Origin of the sequence: Flavobacterium sp. JAS (assembly GCF_020991455.1) — a bacterium.
In the GTDB taxonomy this organism is placed as follows: Bacteria; Bacteroidota; Bacteroidia; order Flavobacteriales; family Flavobacteriaceae; genus Flavobacterium.
Window position 1 is genome coordinate 30,633 of sequence record NZ_JAJMOX010000010.1, and the last position, 18,891, is coordinate 49,523.

An 18,891-nucleotide genomic window follows, 5' to 3' on the forward strand; every position below is an offset into this window, starting at 1 on the left:
TAAGTATTGGAATTTGGAATTTTAGATTTGGAATTTAACCTAAATTATGAAAAAAGATTTTTACGAAATACTAGGCATTTCAAAAAATGCTGACGCTGCCGAAATTAAAAAAGCTTATCGAAAAAGTGCTTTAAAATACCACCCGGACAAAAATCCAGGCGACAAAGAGGCAGAAGAAAACTTTAAATTAGCGGCAGAAGCTTACGAAGTACTAAGCGATCCTAACAAAAAAGTGAAATACGACCAATACGGACATCAGGCTTTTGATGGTTCTGGCGGATTTGGTGGTGGCCATGGCGGTATGAATATGGATGACATTTTCAGCCAATTTGGTGATATTTTTGGTGGGGGATTTGGTGGTTTCGGTGGAGGCGGAGGCGGTGGCCCTCGTCGTGCTAAAGGAAGCAATCTTCGTATCAAAGTAAAATTGACATTAGAAGAAATTGCAAATGGTGTTGAGAAAAAAGTAAAAGTAAAACGTAAAGTTCAGGCTAAAGGTGTGACATACAAAACGTGTTCGACTTGTAACGGTCAAGGACAGGTAATGCGTGTAACTAATACTATTTTAGGAAGAATGCAGTCTGCGTCAACTTGTCCTACTTGTGGTGGTTCAGGTCAGATTTTAGATAAAAAACCGGCTGAAGCAGATTCACAAGGAATGGTTCAGGAAGATGAAACAGTATCAATCAAAATTCCTGCTGGAGTTGTTGATGGTATGCAATTGAAAGTTTCTAACAAAGGAAACGACGCTCCTGGAAATAGTATTCCTGGTGATTTAATTGTGGCTATCGAAGAGTTAGAGCATGAATTCTTAAAACGTGAAGGCGAAAATATTCACTTTGATTTGTATATCAGTTTCCCGGAAGCAGTCTTAGGAGTTTCTAAAGATATTGAAGCAATCAACGGAAAAGTTCGTATTAAGCTGGAAGAAGGTATTCAATCCGGAAAAATCTTGAGATTAAAGGGAAAAGGAATTCCAAGTATCAACGGTTACGGAAGTGGTGATTTACTAGTTCACGTAAATGTTTGGACGCCAAAAACGTTAAATAAAGAGCAAAAACAATTCTTTGAAAATGCTTTAACAGACGAACATTTTATACCAAGTCCTGAAAAATCAGAAAAATCATTTTTTGAGAAAGTAAAAGATATGTTTTCATAAACGGAACTTTTTCTAAAATGTTGAAATAATAAATATAAAAACCCATTCTAGTGTAAATTAGAATGGGTTTTTTGCATTAATAATGTAAAGTTTCGCTACGAATTATTTACTTTTACAGGCGCAATACCACAAAGGTCAAACTGACGCAGAAAATCTTAAAAATAGCATGAGCAACTTACTCGAAGTACATAAAGTCGTAAAACAATACGGTGATTATGTAGCGCTTAACGAAGTTTCATTAAATGTGCCAAAAGGTAGTATTTATGGACTATTAGGTCCGAATGGAGCTGGAAAAACTTCACTAATCCGAATTATAAATCAAATTACGTTGCCAGATAGTGGCGAAGTAATTCTTGATGGAGAAAGATTACAACCAAAACACGTACAGACTATTGGTTATCTTCCTGAAGAAAGAGGTTTGTACAGTTCGATGAAAGTTGGCGAGCAATGTTTGTATTTGGCACAAATGAAAGGACTTTCTAGAGCCGAAGCAAAAGTGCAACTAGAATATTGGTTTGATCGTTTAGGAATTCAGGGTTGGTGGAACAAGAAAATCCAGGAACTGTCAAAAGGAATGGCGCAAAAAATTCAGTTTGTAGTTTGCGTATTGCATAAACCTAAATTGCTGATTTTTGATGAACCTTTCTCAGGATTTGATCCGGTGAATGCAAATGTCATAAAAGATGAAATTTTGGCATTAAAAGAACAAGGAGCGACAATAATCTTTTCGACACACCGAATGGAAAGTGTTGAAGAACTTTGTGATAATATCGCTTTAATTCATAAATCGAATAAATTAATTGAAGGAAAACTAAGCGATGTAAAGCGCCAATTTAGAACTAATAGTTTTGAAGTAGGAATTTTGACAAGTAACGTAGAAGGCTTGATGTATGATATTACTCAGAAGTTTACTGTTTCTCCGGCTAGTTTTAAATCGCTAAATGATGACTTAAAATTAGATATTCAAATTGGAGATGCAACCCCAAACGAGTTATTGAATATACTGACACAAAGAGGGCAAGTAACACATTTTGTAGAGAAAATCCCAAGTGTAAACGATATATTTATTCAAACAGTTACTGGATAGATTTTTAGATCGTTAGACTTCTTAGATTCGTAGACTGAATCTGGAAATCTAAAAAAAATCTAATAATCTAAGAAGTCTAAAAATCTAATTAATCTAAAAAATGAGTATTATTTCGTTGATTATAAAAAGAGAGTTTATTGCAAAAGTTCGCAATAAATCTTTTGTTGTCATGACTTTTTTGAGTCCGTTGTTGTTTGTGGCGATCGCTGGATTCATTGGGTATTTGAGTTCGATGAAGGCTGAAACCAAACAAATTGCAATTTATGACGAAACAGGTTTGTTTGTAAATGATTTTGTAAAAGAAAATAAAAATGAAGCAGAGTTTAAATATCTGAATTTATCTGAAATAGATCCTAAATCACTAAAAGACAGTATTACCAACGAAAGTTTTGACGGTTTAATTATTATTCCAAAAACGGCTACTTTAAAAGATTTAGAAAGTAAAATTGAGTTTATTTCGAACAACAGTCCGAGTATTTCTTTTATCGAAAAAACACAAGATGTAATCGCAGAAAAAATTACCAAGATAAATCTCGAAACAGCAAAACTGGATACTTTGGCAATTAAAAAAGCACAATCTGCGGTTAATATTCACTTGGTAAAAGCTTCGGGAGAAGAAAGTTTAAAAGGATTGAATGAGATAAAAATCGGGATTGGTGGTGCTTTTGGATATTTGATTATGATGTTTATAATCATTTACGGAAACATGGTAATGCGAAGCGTTATCGAAGAAAAAACGAACCGTATTATAGAAATCATTATCTCGTCAGTTAAACCATTTCAATTGATGATTGGTAAAATTGTCGGAACTTCGCTTGCTGGATTATTACAATTTATGATTTGGGCGATAATTGGTTTGGGATTAATGTTTGCAGCTTCGGCATTTTTTGGGGTAAATGTTGGTCCAACAGCCAGAATTTCACCAGAATTAATGCAATCAGCACAACATGAAATGTCAGGAACGGCACAAATGTATATTAGTGAATTATGGAATTTGCCTATTGCAAGTATCTTAATTGGTTTTGTGATTTATTTCATTGGAGGATACTTTTTGTACAGTTCATTTTATGCCGCAATTGGAGCTGCAGTTGACAATCAAACCGATTCGCAACAGTTTCTTTTACCTATTATTATGCCGCTTATTTTAAGTGTTTACATAGGATTTTTTACAGTTGTAAATGATCCACACGGAACAATTGCCGTGGTATTTTCGATGATTCCGTTAACCTCGCCAATTGTTATGTTAATGCGACTTCCGTTTGGAGTGCCGTGGTGGCAAATCGCGATTTCGGTATCATTATTGTTTGCTACCTTTTTCCTTGTAGTCTGGTTCGCAGCAAAAATTTACCGAATTGGTATTTTAATGTATGGCAAAAAACCAACGTGGAAAGAATTGTATAAATGGCTGAAGTATTAGTTACAAAGGTTCAGAAGTGCAAAGGCGCAAAGGTTTTTTGAACGTTTGAACTTTGATGCTTAGAACAAAACTATCTATAAGAATTACACAAAAGGCATAAAAAAAATATAATAACAAAGGTTCAAAGGTAAGGAGCGACAAAGATTTTAAACTTTGTACCTTTGAACCTTTGCAACTCTGAACCTTAAAAAAATGAGTAAAATACTAATTATAGAAGACGAAGCATCGATCAGAAGAGTTTTGGTAAAAATTTTATCAGAAGAAAATGATACGTATCAGGTAGATGAAGCAGAAGATGGTGTTGCAGGTCTGGAGAAAATAAAAAACAACGATTACGATTTGGTTTTGTGTGATATCAAAATGCCAAAAATGGACGGTGTTGAGGTTTTAGAAGAAGTAAAAAAAATAAAGCCCGAAATTCCAATGGTTATGATCTCTGGTCATGGCGATATGGAAACGGCAATTCATACCATGCGTCTGGGAGCTTTTGATTATATTTCAAAACCACCAGATTTAAATCGTTTATTAAACACGGTTCGTAATGCTTTAGATAAAAAACAACTTGTAGTTGAGAATAAGATCCTAAAGAAAAAAGTGAGCAAAAACTACGAAATGGTAGGCGAGAGCGAGGCTATTAATCATATTAAAGTGATGATTGATAAAGTTGCTCAAACAGAAGCGAGAGTTTTGATTACCGGACCAAACGGAACCGGAAAAGAATTAGTAGCGCATCAATTGCATGAAAAAAGTGAGCGTTCAAACTTTCCTTTAATTGAAGTAAACTGTGCTGCGATTCCGAGTGAATTGATCGAAAGCGAATTGTTTGGTCACGTAAAAGGAGCTTTTACATCGGCAGTAAAAGATCGCGCAGGAAAATTTGAAGCGGCTGATAAAGGAACTATTTTTCTGGATGAAATTGGTGATATGAGTCTTTCGGCGCAAGCCAAAGTTTTACGTGCTTTACAAGAAAGTATGATTACCAGAGTTGGAGCCGAGAAAGATATCAAAGTTGATGTGCGTGTTGTGGCTGCAACCAATAAAGATTTAAAAACAGAAATTGCCGAAGGTCGTTTCCGTGAAGATTTATACCATCGTTTGGCTGTGATTTTGATTAAAGTTCCGCCATTGAACGAAAGACGTGATGATATTCCGGCTTTGATAAGACACTTTGCAGAGAAAATTGCTTCGGAGCAAGGAAATGTAGTCAAAGTTTTTTCGGCGCAAGCCATACAATTATTACAGGAATACGATTGGACGGGAAATATCCGTGAACTTCGAAATGTAGTTGAAAGGTTAATCATTTTGGGAGGAAGCGAAATCTCTGAAACCGACGTGAAAATGTTTGCAAGCAAGTAGTTGCTTCGCGCAATAGGCTATAAGCTATAAGCTTTAGGCTAATAAAAATTACAAATAATTTTTGCTTATGGCTTATTGCCTAAAGCTTAAAGCATAATAAAGATGAAACTAAAAAAAATAAACGAGAAGTTACAAGAGGCTTTAATTGAAAATGGTTTAACAGAAGCAAATATTTTGCAGCAGGAAACTTTTTCGACAATAAAAAGTGGTGCAGATTGTATGATTATCTCTCCAAAAGGAACCGGAAAATCGACAACAATTGTATTAAATGTGATTCAGCAATTGGTGGGACATACAGAAGAATCGCCACGTGCTTTGATTATTGTGGAAGACAAGGAAAAAGTGCTGGCTATGGAAGCTCTTTTTGAGAAATACGGAAAATATACCAATCTTGAAGTTTATGGTGTTCATGACAAAGGCGATATGGACTACGATAAAAACTATATTTCAACCGGAGTTGATGTTTTAATTGGTACACCAAACAAATTGAGTGATATGTTTACCACTGCAGGTTACAATGTAAATCGCTTAAAAATGTTGATTTTGGATGATGCAGATCCTATTTTAAGATTACGTAATGAAACTAAAATCATGCGTATTTCGAATAGTATTGCAAAAACACAACGTATTATTTTTGCCGAAATATTGACAGAACGTATTGAAATATTGGCTGATAAATTTCTATTAGAACCTTATTTCTTTGATATGGATGAAGAAGGGGAAGAGGAGCTTGACGAAGAAGAGGATGGAATCGAAGAGGAAGAATAATTGATTTAAAAAGCATTTATGGAAATATTGAAAACCTTTAAATTTTTAACGATTGTTCTTTTAGCATTTTTCGTTGTAATTTATGTGGTTATTGTTTCCTATGTTTATTTCAATCAGGTTGGAATGGTTTTTCAGGGTGCAGCTCTTTCGAAAGATTACCAATTTGAGTATCAGGAAAAGTTTGAAGAATTAAATATAAAGTCTTTTGATGGAGTAAATCTGAATGGACTTTTATTTAGATCAGAAAAATCTAAAGGTCTTGTTTTTTATCTTCATGGAAATGCCGGAACATTAGAAACCTGGGGTAAAATAGCAAAAACATATACCAGTTTTGGATATGATATTTTTATTTTAGATTATCGAAGTTTCGGAAAAAGCGAAGGTATAATTGAAAATGAAGACCAGTTAAATAAGGATATTTCTATTGTTTATAAAACATTAGTAAAACAATATCCAGAGAATAAAATTATTATTACCGGGTATTCAATTGGTTCCGGACTTGCAGCTGTTTTAGCTTCGGAGAGTAAACCTAAAGCTTTAATTCTGCAATCTCCTTATTATAGTTTTACAGAATTATCAAGTACAAAAGTTCCGTTTTTTCCTGATTTCATGAAAAAGTTCCATTTAGAAACGTATAAATATTTGTCCAAAATTAAAGTGCCAATTTATATTTTTCATGGAATAGAAGATCAATTGATTCCTTATAAAAATTCAGTTCGATTGAGTAAGGAATTAAAATCAAATGGTCATTTTTATCCTTTAAAAGATCAGGGACATATAGGAATTAATGAAAATAATGATTTCCAAAATCAATTAAAAATAATTTTAGAATAAGAATTAATAATCATAAAATATAAAATGTCATGGGATTAATGAAGGTGTATTCAGGAAGCGAAATTTTAGCACTTGCATTGCAAGAAAGATTAGAAGAAGCTGGAGTAGAAACAGTGAAAAAAGATAATGTACAATCTGCTCGTTTAGGCGGTTACGGCGGATCAGATTTAGCGGTTGAAGTATTTATTCAGGAAACAGATTTTGCAAAAGCAAATCCGGTTATTGAGGATTTCAGAATGAGTATTTAAGCACTGTTTTTAATTAGAAAAAAATATAATGCAATATAAAATGCTGGTGCTCGACATGGATGATACCTTGTTGACAGACGATCATAAAATTTCGGACCTTAATAAAAAAGTGATTCTTGAAGCTCAGGCAAAAGGGGTTTATGTGGTTTTGGCTTCAGGCCGACCAACTTCGGCAATGACTGCTTACGCTAAAGAATTAGAATTGGATTTGAACAATTCTTATATAATTTCGTTTAACGGCGCTATAATTAGTAGTGCTAAAGACGACACTGTTTTGTTTGAACAGAAATTAACGCTAGAGCAAATTCGTGATTTATACGATTATAGTGTAAAAAAGAAAACGCATATTATCACGTATTTAGATGGCGAAATCATAAGTGAAACAGATTCGGAGTATATCGAAATCGAAAAAGAAATTACGGGATTACCACACAATAAAGTGTCAAGCTTTAGAGATGCAGTAACAGAACCTACAGTGAAATGTATTTTATTAGCTGAGCCTTCTTATCTAAAAGAATTAGAGAGCGATTTAAAACAAGCAATGCCACATTTGAGTATTGCAATGTCAAAACCTTTTTTCTTAGAAGCGGCACAAAACGGAATCGATAAAGCAGCAAGTATAAAAATCTTAGCAGAGAAATTAAACATTCATCAAAGTGAAATTATTGCCGTAGGAAACGCAGGAAATGATTTAACAATGATAGAATATGCCGGACTTGGAGTTTGGGTTGATAATGTGACACCTGAATTGCGTGACCGAGCCGATATAATTGTAGCTTCAAACAATGATGATGGAGTTGCTGAGGTTGTACAACGCTATATTTTAAATTAATTTTTATGAAAGGACCAATAGAAACAGAACGTTTATTATTAAGAGAATTTCTCCTGACAGACGACATAGCGCTATTTGAATTAGAATCTAATCCGAATGTGCATCATTTTGTAGGGAAGAAACCAATCACGCATATTGATCAAAGTCGCGCTTATATTGGCTTTCTTCATAAACAATATGCAGATTTTGGTACTGGTCGTTGGGCTGTTATTCTAAAAGAAACTGGTGAGTTTATTGGCTGGTCCGGAATAAAATTCATTACAAATGAAATCAATAATCATAAAGATTTTTATGAAATAGGATATCGTTTCATCGAAAGACATTGGGGGAAAGGTTATGCAACTGAAGCAGGAAAAGCCTTTATAGATCATGCTTTCAATGTAATGAAAGTAGATGCTGTTTACGCTTACGCGGATCCAGGAAACGAAAACTCAAGAAAAATTTTAGAAAAGCTAGGTTTACAGTATGTAAACGCTTTTGAATATGAAGAAGAATTAGAGGTTTGGTATGAAATGAAAAATCCAAACTTATAAAATCCTAAGAAATGCGTTCCAAATCTTTGTAAACTTATCTTGTTAAGATCTACAAAGGTTTGGAAAACAGCTCGTAGTTTTTAATACTTAAATAATAATTTAGGTATTAGATATTATTTTTTAGCTACAGAAACAAAATATTTATTTCCGTCACCCATTGTCAATTTTACACGCTCGTCGCAAAGGTCGATTGCAAAATTCGCACTTTCGTAACAAGTACAAGTAGTGTTTTTGTCTTTAGACATCTCAGTTTTACAATTGTTGTTTTTAAAAGTTGACAATTGTGGAGTGTACAAACTAACTAAATCAGTAGAAGCAGTCACCAACGAAATAATACTTGCCGAATTATTATTAGTAATTCTGTAAACGATTCTATCAGTATAATTTACTTCGTTTACCGTTACTTTACGAATATAAGTGTAAGCAGTTGAGCCTTCACCTGGTTCTTTTACTTCAAATTTAAATCCAACCGCACGAATTGCAATATCAAATTGAGATTGAGAGTTTAAGCTCGCCCAATTTGTCAATGTGCTAATAGATGGAAATGGATTAGCAGCCGGAGCAGCAGTTTGCGCCTGAGAGCTAAAAATGGTTAAGAACATCAAGCAGATTGTGGGTAAAAATGCTTTCATATGGAGTTTTAATTTATAATTTTTGCCTACTCTTTCTGGTTTTCGGCTTGCCCATTTTTTATAATAACAAAACAACAACATAACGAGGGAAAATCAAAATTGTTATGAGCGAATTATTATTTAAATAATATAATTTTAGTTACCTGTTTTTTGGAGAAGTGAAATTACTTCGAAAAACTAACTTAGCAAAGTTAAATGTAAGAAAATTTGAATTTAAAACTCAAAAAAATGCATTTTATCGATATTATTTGCGGTTTATCGATTATTTTGTCGTTTTATTCTTATTGAAACAATGTTTCATTTTCTTATGAATTAAATTTATCGATATCCTGTTTGCTTTAATTTATGGTTTTTTATGATGGCTTGAAATACTGGTTTAGTGCAAAATGTTGATATATAGTGTATTATTGATTTTATTTTAAAGAATATTGTACGTAAATTTGCAAACTCTTCAAAAGAGATGTAAATATAATATCTTACTACTTAAAATGTAGTTTATTCCCATGGAAAATAGAAAAAAAGTTGCCTTTTATACGCTTGGATGCAAATTGAATTTCTCAGAGACTTCTACAATTGCCAGAAACTTCAATGAGGAAGGTTTTGATCGTGTTGATTTTGAAGAAGTAGCTGATATTTATGTTATCAATACCTGTTCAGTTACAGAGAATGCTGATAAGCAATTTAAGCAGGTGGTAAAAAAAGCAATGAAACTTAATGATAAAGCTTTTGTCGCTGCGGTGGGATGTTATGCGCAATTGAAACCAGAGGAATTAGCAGCGGTTGACGGTGTTGATTTGGTTCTTGGAGCGACTGAAAAGTTTAAAATTACCGACTATATTAATGATTTAAGCAAAAACGATATGGGTGAAGTTCACTCCTGCGAAATTGCCGAAGCTGATTTTTATGTTGGTAGTTATTCTATTGGTGATCGTACACGTGCTTTTCTAAAAGTTCAGGACGGTTGTGATTATAAATGTACGTATTGTACAATTCCGTTAGCGAGAGGAATTTCGAGAAGTGATGCTCTAGAAAATGTATTGCAAAATGCCAAAGAAATTTCAGCTCAAAACATCAAAGAAATTGTTTTGACAGGAGTAAATATTGGTGATTACGGAAAAGGAGAATTCGGAAATAAAAAACACGAACATACATTTCTTGATTTAGTTCAGGCTTTGGATAAGGTGGAAGGAATTGAGCGTTTGAGAATTTCATCAATTGAACCTAATTTATTGAAGAATGAAACTATAGAGTTTGTTTCTAAAAGCAGAACTTTTGTACCTCATTTTCATATTCCGCTACAATCAGGAAGTAATGATATTTTAAAATTAATGAAACGTCGTTACTTGCGTGAAGTTTACACCGAAAGAGTAAACAAGATTCGCGAAGTAATGCCACACGCTTGTATTGGTGTTGATGTTATTGTTGGTTTCCCGGGTGAAACAGACGAGCATTTCTTAGAAACGTATCATTTCCTAAACGAAATGAATATTTCTTATTTGCACGTTTTTACCTATTCTGAAAGAGATAATACAGAAGCTGCAGATATGCCGGGTATTGTTCCTGCAAATGTAAGAGCTAAACGCAGTAAAATGTTACGTGGATTATCAGTTAAAAAACGTCGTGCTTTCTACGAAAGTCAATTAGGATCTAATAGAACGGTTTTGTTCGAAAGTGAAAATAAAGAAGGATACATTCACGGTTTTACAGAGAATTATGTAAAAGTAAAAACTCCTTGGAATCCGGAATTGGTAAATACATTGCAAGAAATCAATTTAACAAAAATCGACGAAGACGGAAGCGTTCGTTTAGAGTTTTTAAATAAATTGACAGAAGCATAGATTTAGATCTTGTCAAAGTTTTAAACTTTGACAAAGATTGACAGTAAAGACAAAAAATAGAAAAGCCCTCTGTAAAAAGGGCTTTTCTGTTTTTTAAATAATTATTTCTGATCCTCAGGAATCACCAATTTCAAAGAGTTGATATAATCTGTATCAAATTCAATAACTCTAATTTTCTGCGGATTAAAGCTTAATTCTCCACCAAATTGACCTCTTATATCCAGGAAATCAATCGTAAGTTCTTCATCGTTTAATTCAATCAATTTTCCTAAATAAGCTGATTTTGCTGATTTTTTTGAAATTTGAAAAATACCGTATTTGCTATTTACATAATTCAGGATCGAGTTTAAATCTCGAATTGGGATAATGTCTTCGGCATTTGTTTTTAAACCTTTTAGGCGAATTACTTTTTCGGTAAATTCCAAATCGTGATCTCTGTGAACCGCTTCGATGTTTTTGTTTTTCAGAATCACAAAACCATCCAATATAAAATCTTCGGGATTGTTTCGTAATAAAATCCAGTCATCAGAGTAGTCAATAAGAAATCCCGTAAAGAGCTCTTTTTTATCTGTAAATTCTATTGAGATTAATTGTCTTAAATATTGTTCCATCGTGTGTTTTTTGAAATTCCAATAATTAAATTCCAAATACCAATTCAAACGACACTTGGAATTTGGGATTTAAAAGATTGAAATTTATTTGTTTTTTTTAAGGATTCGTAGACCAGATACTACTGTTTTTAATAAAAACCCTGCGGCTTAATTTTAATTGCGCAATGATTAATTCTGCAATATCTTCAGATTGCATTACTTTATCCGGATTTCCATCTGTCAGGTTAAGATCTTTTGCCATATCAGTCGCAACTGTACTTGGTGTAAGCGCTGTAACACGAATATTATATTTACGAACTTCCTGCATTAGAGAATCTGTTAATCCTAGAACCGCAAATTTAGAAGCACTGTAAGCACTTGTCAATGCGTTTCCGTTTAATCCTGCAGTAGACGAAATATTGATGATATCACCTGTTTGTCTTTCGATCATATTAGGTAAAACGGCACGGGTTGTATAATATGTTCCCATTAAATTTACCTGAATAATTTTTTCCCAGGCAGAAGGTTCTAATGCAAGGAAATTTCCAAAAGCGGCAATACCGGCATTATTGATCAAAATATCAATGTTTTTAAATTCAGACAAAGCTTTTTCTACAGCACCATTGATAGAATTAATATCAGAAACATCGGCAGCCAGAGCCAATGATTTTACTCCTAAGTTGCTAGTTTGATCTGCAAGTTGATCAACATCTGCCTGAGTTCTTGAAACTAAAATTACGTTTACACCTTCTTTGGCCAATGCAATTGCAATAGCTTTTCCAATTCCTTTTCCGGCGCCTGTGATCAGGGCATTTTTATTTTTTAAGTCTGTCATGATTTATTTTTTAGAAATGCAAAAAGCATCATTTTAGTAACACAAAAATAATGCTTTTGCTCCCTAAAACGATGCTTTTAGCTGTTTTCTTAATCTAAGTTTAACAAACTTTTTATTCTTTCAGAACCATATCAATACACATTACAGCCGCAAGAATTAATTGTCTAAGCGGACTATCCTGCGCCACATTTTCCTCAATTTGAAGAACATAATTATCAGCACTTGTAAAAAACTCTTTGCCCATTCCTGCCCATTTTTTACTAACCTGAGCAAGTTGTTTATTTTCATGACTGAATTTAAAATCCCACCCTGTCCATTTTCCTTGCAGCGTTGCAACAGGTTTTTCGTTTTTATCTAAAATCTCAAATTTACCGCCAATCGAAAAGAACTTTTGTTTGAAGGTACCAACCAGACGATCCTTTTCATCAAAAATTTCAACCGTCGAGCGGAAGATTGCAACGCCTCTTTTTACAGAAATTATTTTCTCGCCAGAAGCCGTTGTGATTTCGATATCAAAAGGTGTGGCTCTTTTATAATCTGTAAAACGGAGAATCTTGGTGAAAAATCCCAAATTATTTTCTCTGCAATTCATTATAATCTGATTACTTTCAGGATTATAAATATCATAATTGTTTGCAGCTTTAAACATTCCAACGTGTTCTTTTACAAGAAATAAATTCTGATTTAAAATAGGATTCATGAAATTTTGTTTGAAAATGATTTGTAAATATTTTTTAATTGACCTCTCTTTGAAGAGAATTTCAAAAGGAGTTCAAATGTAATAAAATATCTATTAATAAATCTATATTGCCGATTGAACAAGACGAATAAATTCAGCCTTATAACCTTCAGAATCGTTTGATAATCCTTGTTTCGCTAATTTTAAAATATCATCAGATGATTTATTCGAAATTAGTTTAGAATCTCTCAACTTCAATCCAAACCACGCAACCGCAGTACTGAATTTAAAATCATCCGAAGCTTTGTTTAAAGCAACAGTTTTGTTCTCAATTACATTTACCATTTCGATACTTTTATCGCCATCAGGTTTTTTGTAACGGAATTTTATTGTAGCAAGTTCACTACTATAATTATTTCCGGTTTCCTGCACTTTAGTATATTTTAAAGCATCTGGCTGTTGGTTCAGGTAATCACTTTCAACTCCCGCCGGAATAATTTCGTATAATGCCGTTACAGTGTGATTACTTCCTAATTCTCCCGCATCAATTGCATCGTTTTTAAAATCTTCAGGACGCAGTTTTCGGTTTTCATATCCAATCAATCGATACGCCTGAACTTGTTTTGGATTAAATTCAATCTGGATTTTTACATCTTTGGCAATTGCAAACATCGAACCTTTAAATTCTTTTCCTAAAAAACGATTTGCTTCCTGAATATTATCAATATAAGCATAGTTTCCGTTTCCTTTATCGGCTAAAGTTTCCATTTTACTGTCTTTATAATTTCCCATTCCATAGCCCAGACAAGTTAAGAAAACGCCTGTTTTTCTTTTTTGCTCAATCAATTTCTCCATATCTGAATCTGAAGAACTTCCAACATTAAAATCACCATCAGTTGTCAGAATAACTCTGTTGTTTCCGTCTTTAATAAAGTTTTCAGCAGCTATTTTGTACGCCAATTCAATTCCGGCGCCACCTGCAGTACTTCCGCCAGCTTGTAAGTTTTCTAAAGCATCATTTATAGTTTTTTTCTCAGCTCCCGAAGTTGGAGGCAAAACCAAACCAGCTGCGCCAGCATAAACCACAATTGCAACTTTATCTTTTGCTCTTAATTCGTTTACCAAAATTTTCATGGATTGTATCAATAATGGCAGTTTGTTAATTTCTCCCATAGAGCCCGAAACATCAATTAAGAAAACCATATTGGATGCCGGTAAATTCTCTGTTGCGATATTTTTTCCCTGTAAACCAATTCTAAGAATTTGATTTTTGGTATTCCACGGAGAATCACTTAATTCTGTATTGATCGAAAAAGGATGCTGGTCTTTTGGTTGCGGATAAGTGTATTTAAAGAAATTCACCATTTCTTCGACACGAACGGCATCTTTAGGAATTGCTTGTCCATTATTGATAAAACGTCTGATATTAGTATAAGAAGCATTATCAACATCGATAGAAAAAGTAGAAAGCGGTGCTGTTTTAGGGCTCTCGAACGCATTTTCTACAAAAGCATCATAATCTTCCTGATTTGGCGTAACAGGCAGAGTAGGATATAAAATGTTCAATTTAGCATCAAGTTCTTTCTCCGTAAGGTTTTTGTAGATTCCGTTTTTAGTATCGATAACGACAACTCCATTTGAAGCTTTATTGCCGTAAGTCGATGTGGCATCTTTATCTTTTAAAACTTTTACATCCTGAACATCATTCGGATTGACTTTAGCAAACTGTTCAGATTTTACCGGAATTCCGTCAATGATATATAAAGGTTCATTTTTTGCAGAAATAGATACAGCATCTCTAACTACTATATTTTGACTTGGAGCGGCATACTGAACATATCCTGACGAAACAGCAACTCCCGCAACTGTGCCTCGAACCATTTGTACGGAAGCTTGGGTTACGTTCCTTTTTTTGGATGTGCCTAAAGCTGTAACCACGACTTCTTGGAGTGATTGATTGTTTTCGTGTAGTACAACATTGATAATGTTTTTGTCACCAACAGTTTTTGTTTGATTTTGAAACCCAATATAGCTAAACAATAAAACATCGCCTTTTTGAGCCTGAATGGTATATTTTCCATCAAAACCAGTAGTGGCTACTTTTTTTGTTTTCTGAATTTGAACGTTTGCGCCAGGAAGTGCCAGACCACTTTCATCTGAAATCGTTCCAGTAATCGTTTTTTCCTGTGCTGTTGCTACGAAACATATAAGCATAGAAAGGGCTAATGAAATAAGTTTTACGTTTTTCATGATAGTAATTTTTAAGTAAATGTTAGAGATTATCTTTGTCAAAGTTTTAAACTTTGACAAAGATTCCTGAAATTAAGTTTTAGATTTTAATCTAGTTTTTAAGAGCTGGTTTTCCTGTTTTAGTAGTAATAATTACGACTCCTTTTTTACCTCTTTCGCCATATTTTGATGTAGCTTCCAGATCTTGAAGCACAGTTATGGTTTTGATTTCCTGTTTGTTCAAAGGCGCATAAGGACTTGTTGGATTTGTACCAAATAAATCATTTTCTGAATAATAAATGCCGTCGATAATATACAAAGGCTGATCTAATACAACAAGAGAATCTACATTTTCTGGTTGTAAATTAGGAAGTTCTTTCTGCATCATTTTATCTCTTTTCTGATCGTCGCTATGAGACATTGCATTTCCGTTTAGAACAATTAAAGGAGCGCTTTTTTTAGCCATTGGAGCTTGTGTTTCAGCATAAGCAACTTTGGCAGATTCTCTTTGTACGGTTGTTCCATAGCCAAAATTTTGTACATCTTTAGCTTTTGCAGTTGTGTTCTCTTCCTCCATATTAGAATAACCGGATTGTACAGATACTGGTGCAGCAATTTGATTGGCAACTGGCGCAGGACTTGCTTCATTTATTATAGCATTATTAGCAGAGATTTGAACTTCTTGTAAGGCTACTTGTTGTTGTTCTTTAATTTGTTTGTCTAAAAGTTTTACAGCTTCTGCTTTTGGAACTATTTCAGAATCTGAAGAGACTACAGCTTTGTTGTTCTCTAAAACTGGATCTGGAATTGCTTCTTTTTCTTTTTCATTTACTACAACTTTAGATGTTGGAGTGGTAGAAATTTTATCGGATTTTAAAAACTGAGCTCCTAAAGAGATTAATAATAATAGAGAAGCTGCAACAGCAATTTTTTTCCAAAGTGAAATTGCTTTTTTATCTTCTTTTTTGTCGAGTTTGTCTTCAAGACGCGACCAGACTTTTTCCATTCCAGGAAAATCTTTTGCCTCCGAGTTGTGGGCGGCTTCTTTAAATTTATCGAATATTTTATCTTGATTGTCCATGACTACTTTGCTTTTTGATAATACAATTTATTTACTAATTCCTTTAGCTTGGTTTTGGCGGCATTCAATTGTGATTTAGAGGTGCCTTCAGAAATGTTTAGCATTGCGGCTATTTCTTTATGTCCAAAACCTTCTATGACAAAAAGGTTAAAAACAGTTTTACAGCCATCTGGAATATGGTTTAGTAAATTCAGTAAATCTTCTTCTTCTAAAGCGTTAACTTCCTCCGTAAAAGGTTGTGAAAGCAATTTGACATCATCAAGGTACATGTTGAAATTGGTGTTTTTCTTGATGGTCGCCAAACAATGGTTGACCGTTATTTTCCGCGCCCAAGCCTCAAAAGCTAAAACCTCTTTAAGTTGTTCCAGTTTTGTAAAGATGGTGTAGAAAGCGTCAGCCATAGCTTCTTCTATTTCTTCTTCCTTTTTTAGGTATCGTTTGCAAACGCGATACAATTTTGGAGCCATGTGCTCATAAACCTGACGCTGAGCATCGCGGTTCATTTTTTTGCAGTTAGAAATTAGAGTTTCGTTTATCACAATTGTTGTCTTTCTTATATAGAGAGATAAAAAGATAAAAAGGTTGGGAAGGCGATGAAAAAAAGTTTATTTTTTTTAAGGTTCAAAGTTACAAAGGTTCAAAGTTACAAAGGTTCAAAGTTGCATAGGTTTTATCGTAGAGGCGCACAACAGTGTGTCTTCATCTAATATGTTTTTTATGGCGGATATTCTTTGCGGGAGACGCACTGTTGTGCGCTTCTAAGATTAACATTGTGTTTTTGAGCAATGTCTTGTTTTTATTTTATAGGTAAAATTAATTTAAAAATCTTTGTTTCTAGCAATTCAGTGTCATTATCCTCACAAAGCAAAAACTCTATTTTGTCATTTGATTTTTTGTAGAAAGTCAAACCTTCGAATTTATTGGTTGAAGTTATTTTTTGAGTGAAATCAATTTTCATGGTTTTGATATCGATTCTTCCAATGAAGCTTCCAAGGATTTCGCCATCGTCGTAAGTTGATTTTGTGTCTTCGGCTGTGGAAAGGAAATAGATCTTATCTTCGACCAAAATGGCATCGGTAAAACTAGAACGAACGCCTTTTATTTTTGGGAGTTTATAATTGGTGGCTACAAGCGCAAATTCTTCTCCCAGGTTTTTGGCGTGAATAGTAAAAATGGTGTTTTTGTTTGAGATTCCGTTTCCTCGATTGAATAAATACCAGTTTTCACCATCGAAAATCGCTCCTTCAAGATTGAAATCTTCGGGTTTTATGGCACCGAAACTTTGCATTACAGCATATAAATCTACCAGATTGTTTTTCTGTAAAATGGTTTTATTCTTCAAATCGAATTCAATCATTTTATTTCGGTTTTCGGTTGAGCCGGAACCGAAGACATATAATGTGTCGTTGTGATGTGTAAGCGATTCGAAATCGGGTTTTAATTTTTTGGGAATGTTTTGTGTTGGATTGTCAATTAAAGGATGTTGGTTTAATTGCTGATTCGTCATATTGTATTCATATAAAAATCCGCTGTTGTCGCCAATGATATAAAGTGAATCGTTATTGAAAAATAATCCTGATGCTGATCCGATTCCGATGATTTGAAATAATATTTCTAATGTGAATTTTTCCATGAATGTTGTTTTGAAAATAAATACCTAGCCCTGATAGCAATGAAAATACTTTGAAGAGAAAAATACAATTTATCGAAAAAGTATTGTCATGCATAGCAGGAATTTGCTTCGTAAAATTAGTATATTTATATTACAAAAAATGAAAATGATATGAAATCGCCATGTTAAGAGTTGTATTAAAACATCAATGTGTAAAAGGCGATAACATATATGACCAATAAAAAATAAAATCAACATATATGAAATCGATAGATCCGAAAGATTTTAAAGTTACCGATAAAATAAAATTATCAAAGATCCCTACTTTGTGTAATATTGATGCTGACAGCGACGAAAAGGAAGCAAAACTGGATAAAGTGCAGGCTAAATTGAGCGATTTGCAAGATGTGATGTATGCGCACAATAAATATGGTGTTTTGATTTGCCTGCAAGGAATGGATACTTCGGGAAAGGATAGTTTGATTAGGGAAGTTTTTAAGGAATTTAATCCGCGTGGAGTTGTGGTACACAGTTTTAAAACGCCAAATTCGACTGAACTGGAACACGATTATTTATGGAGACATTATATTGCCTTGCCGGAAAAAGGGAAGTTTGCGATTTTTAACCGTACGCATTATGAGAATGTTTTGGTAACTCGCGTGCATCCTGAATATATCTTAGGAGAGAATTTGCCGGGAATTAATACGGTTGATGATATTACACCAACTTTCTGGGAAAACAGAATTACGCAAATCAATAATTTTGAGAAGCATATTTCGCAAAACGGAACTATTGTACTTAAATTCTATCTTCATTTGAGTAAAGAGGAGCAAAGGGAACGTTTGTTACGCCGTTTGGAAGAAGGAAAACACAACTGGAAGTTTTCGCCCGGTGATTTGAAAGAACGTGAACACTGGGACGAATATCAGCAGTATTATGAAGAGGCAATAAACAAAACCTCGACAGATTATGCGCCGTGGTATATTGTGCCGGCCGATGATAAGGAAATGGCTCGTTATATTGTAGCCAAAATTATCTGGGAAGAAATGCAAAAACACACAGATATTAAGGAACCCGAGTTGGACGAAAAGATTAAAGCCAATATCGAAATGTATAAACAACAGTTGAAGAGAGAGCCTTAAAAGTAGGGCTCTTTTTTTA

General features: G+C 33.8%; 19 protein-coding genes. 11 read left to right on the plus strand and 8 right to left on the minus strand.

Annotation, left to right across the window (positions count from 1 at the left end):
- The first annotated feature begins 46 nt into the window (after positions 1-46).
- From dnaJ to LPB88_RS15860, 9 genes are all read left to right on the plus strand, one after another.
- Positions 47-1,159: a molecular chaperone DnaJ gene (dnaJ, locus tag LPB88_RS15820; protein WP_230716624.1), complete on the plus strand. Its 1,113-nt coding sequence runs from the start codon at positions 47-49 to the stop codon at positions 1,157-1,159.
- Positions 1,160-1,325: 166 nt separating this feature from the next.
- Complete coding sequence (locus LPB88_RS15825; RefSeq protein ID WP_230716625.1) at positions 1,326-2,246, plus strand: ABC transporter ATP-binding protein; 921 nt, start codon at positions 1,326-1,328, stop codon at positions 2,244-2,246.
- A 100-nt stretch (positions 2,247-2,346) separates the two neighbouring features.
- The gene (locus tag LPB88_RS15830; RefSeq protein ID WP_230716626.1) at positions 2,347-3,663 is read left to right on the plus strand and encodes an ABC transporter permease; all 1,317 of its coding nucleotides are present in this window, start codon (positions 2,347-2,349) and stop codon (positions 3,661-3,663) included.
- A 192-nt stretch (positions 3,664-3,855) separates the two neighbouring features.
- On the plus strand, positions 3,856-5,019 hold the full coding sequence (locus tag LPB88_RS15835) for a sigma-54 dependent transcriptional regulator (RefSeq protein WP_230716627.1): 1,164 nt from the start codon (positions 3,856-3,858) through the stop codon (positions 5,017-5,019).
- Between the two features lie 102 nt (positions 5,020-5,121).
- The gene (locus LPB88_RS15840; RefSeq protein WP_230716628.1) at positions 5,122-5,787 is read left to right on the plus strand and encodes a DEAD/DEAH box helicase; all 666 of its coding nucleotides are present in this window, start codon (positions 5,122-5,124) and stop codon (positions 5,785-5,787) included.
- 18 nt (positions 5,788-5,805) lie between these two features.
- The gene (locus LPB88_RS15845) at positions 5,806-6,621 is read left to right on the plus strand and encodes an alpha/beta hydrolase (RefSeq protein ID WP_230716629.1); all 816 of its coding nucleotides are present in this window, start codon (positions 5,806-5,808) and stop codon (positions 6,619-6,621) included.
- A 29-nt stretch (positions 6,622-6,650) separates the two neighbouring features.
- Positions 6,651-6,869, plus strand: a complete 219-nt coding sequence (locus LPB88_RS15850) for a putative signal transducing protein (RefSeq protein ID WP_230716630.1) — start codon at positions 6,651-6,653, stop codon at positions 6,867-6,869.
- Between the two features lie 28 nt (positions 6,870-6,897).
- On the plus strand, positions 6,898-7,701 hold the full coding sequence (locus LPB88_RS15855) for a Cof-type HAD-IIB family hydrolase (RefSeq protein WP_230716631.1): 804 nt from the start codon (positions 6,898-6,900) through the stop codon (positions 7,699-7,701).
- A gap of 5 nt (positions 7,702-7,706) precedes the next feature.
- Positions 7,707-8,234 (plus strand): GNAT family N-acetyltransferase, encoded by a 528-nt coding sequence (locus tag LPB88_RS15860; protein ID WP_230716632.1) that lies wholly within the window; start codon positions 7,707-7,709, stop codon positions 8,232-8,234.
- Positions 8,235-8,347: 113 nt separating this feature from the next.
- Here the strand turns inward: LPB88_RS15860 and LPB88_RS15865 are convergent, their stop codons facing one another.
- The gene (locus LPB88_RS15865; protein ID WP_230716633.1) at positions 8,348-8,866 is read right to left on the minus strand and encodes a hypothetical protein; all 519 of its coding nucleotides are present in this window, start codon (positions 8,864-8,866) and stop codon (positions 8,348-8,350) included.
- 503 nt (positions 8,867-9,369) lie between these two features.
- Between LPB88_RS15865 and mtaB the strand changes: the two genes are divergently transcribed.
- Complete coding sequence (gene mtaB, locus LPB88_RS15870) at positions 9,370-10,704, plus strand: tRNA (N(6)-L-threonylcarbamoyladenosine(37)-C(2))-methylthiotransferase MtaB (RefSeq protein WP_230716634.1); 1,335 nt, start codon at positions 9,370-9,372, stop codon at positions 10,702-10,704.
- 101 nt (positions 10,705-10,805) lie between these two features.
- On the opposite strand, the gene LPB88_RS15875 is transcribed toward mtaB, so the two are convergent.
- The 7 genes from LPB88_RS15875 to LPB88_RS15905 all read right to left on the minus strand — a co-directional run bounded on the left by LPB88_RS15875 (position 10,806) and on the right by LPB88_RS15905 (position 17,751).
- Positions 10,806-11,315 (minus strand): hypothetical protein, encoded by a 510-nt coding sequence (locus LPB88_RS15875; protein WP_089350853.1) that lies wholly within the window; start codon positions 11,313-11,315, stop codon positions 10,806-10,808.
- A 97-nt stretch (positions 11,316-11,412) separates the two neighbouring features.
- Positions 11,413-12,129: a 3-ketoacyl-ACP reductase gene (locus tag LPB88_RS15880; protein ID WP_230716635.1), complete on the minus strand. Its 717-nt coding sequence runs from the start codon at positions 12,127-12,129 to the stop codon at positions 11,413-11,415.
- Between the two features lie 112 nt (positions 12,130-12,241).
- Positions 12,242-12,829 (minus strand): LURP-one-related/scramblase family protein, encoded by a 588-nt coding sequence (locus LPB88_RS15885; protein WP_230716636.1) that lies wholly within the window; start codon positions 12,827-12,829, stop codon positions 12,242-12,244.
- Positions 12,830-12,931: 102 nt separating this feature from the next.
- The gene (locus LPB88_RS15890; protein ID WP_230716637.1) at positions 12,932-15,058 is read right to left on the minus strand and encodes a VWA domain-containing protein; all 2,127 of its coding nucleotides are present in this window, start codon (positions 15,056-15,058) and stop codon (positions 12,932-12,934) included.
- A 91-nt stretch (positions 15,059-15,149) separates the two neighbouring features.
- A complete protein-coding gene (locus tag LPB88_RS15895) occupies positions 15,150-16,118 on the minus strand; it encodes a hypothetical protein (protein ID WP_230716638.1) in 969 nt (322 codons plus the stop codon).
- Positions 16,119-16,120: 2 nt separating this feature from the next.
- Positions 16,121-16,621: an RNA polymerase sigma factor gene (locus LPB88_RS15900; protein ID WP_140505632.1), complete on the minus strand. Its 501-nt coding sequence runs from the start codon at positions 16,619-16,621 to the stop codon at positions 16,121-16,123.
- Between the two features lie 293 nt (positions 16,622-16,914).
- Complete coding sequence (locus LPB88_RS15905) at positions 16,915-17,751, minus strand: hypothetical protein (protein WP_230716639.1); 837 nt, start codon at positions 17,749-17,751, stop codon at positions 16,915-16,917.
- A 239-nt stretch (positions 17,752-17,990) separates the two neighbouring features.
- On the opposite strand from LPB88_RS15905, the gene LPB88_RS15910 reads away from it, so the two are divergent.
- The gene (locus tag LPB88_RS15910; RefSeq protein ID WP_230716640.1) at positions 17,991-18,872 is read left to right on the plus strand and encodes a PPK2 family polyphosphate kinase; all 882 of its coding nucleotides are present in this window, start codon (positions 17,991-17,993) and stop codon (positions 18,870-18,872) included.
- Positions 18,873-18,891: the final 19 nt, after the last annotated feature.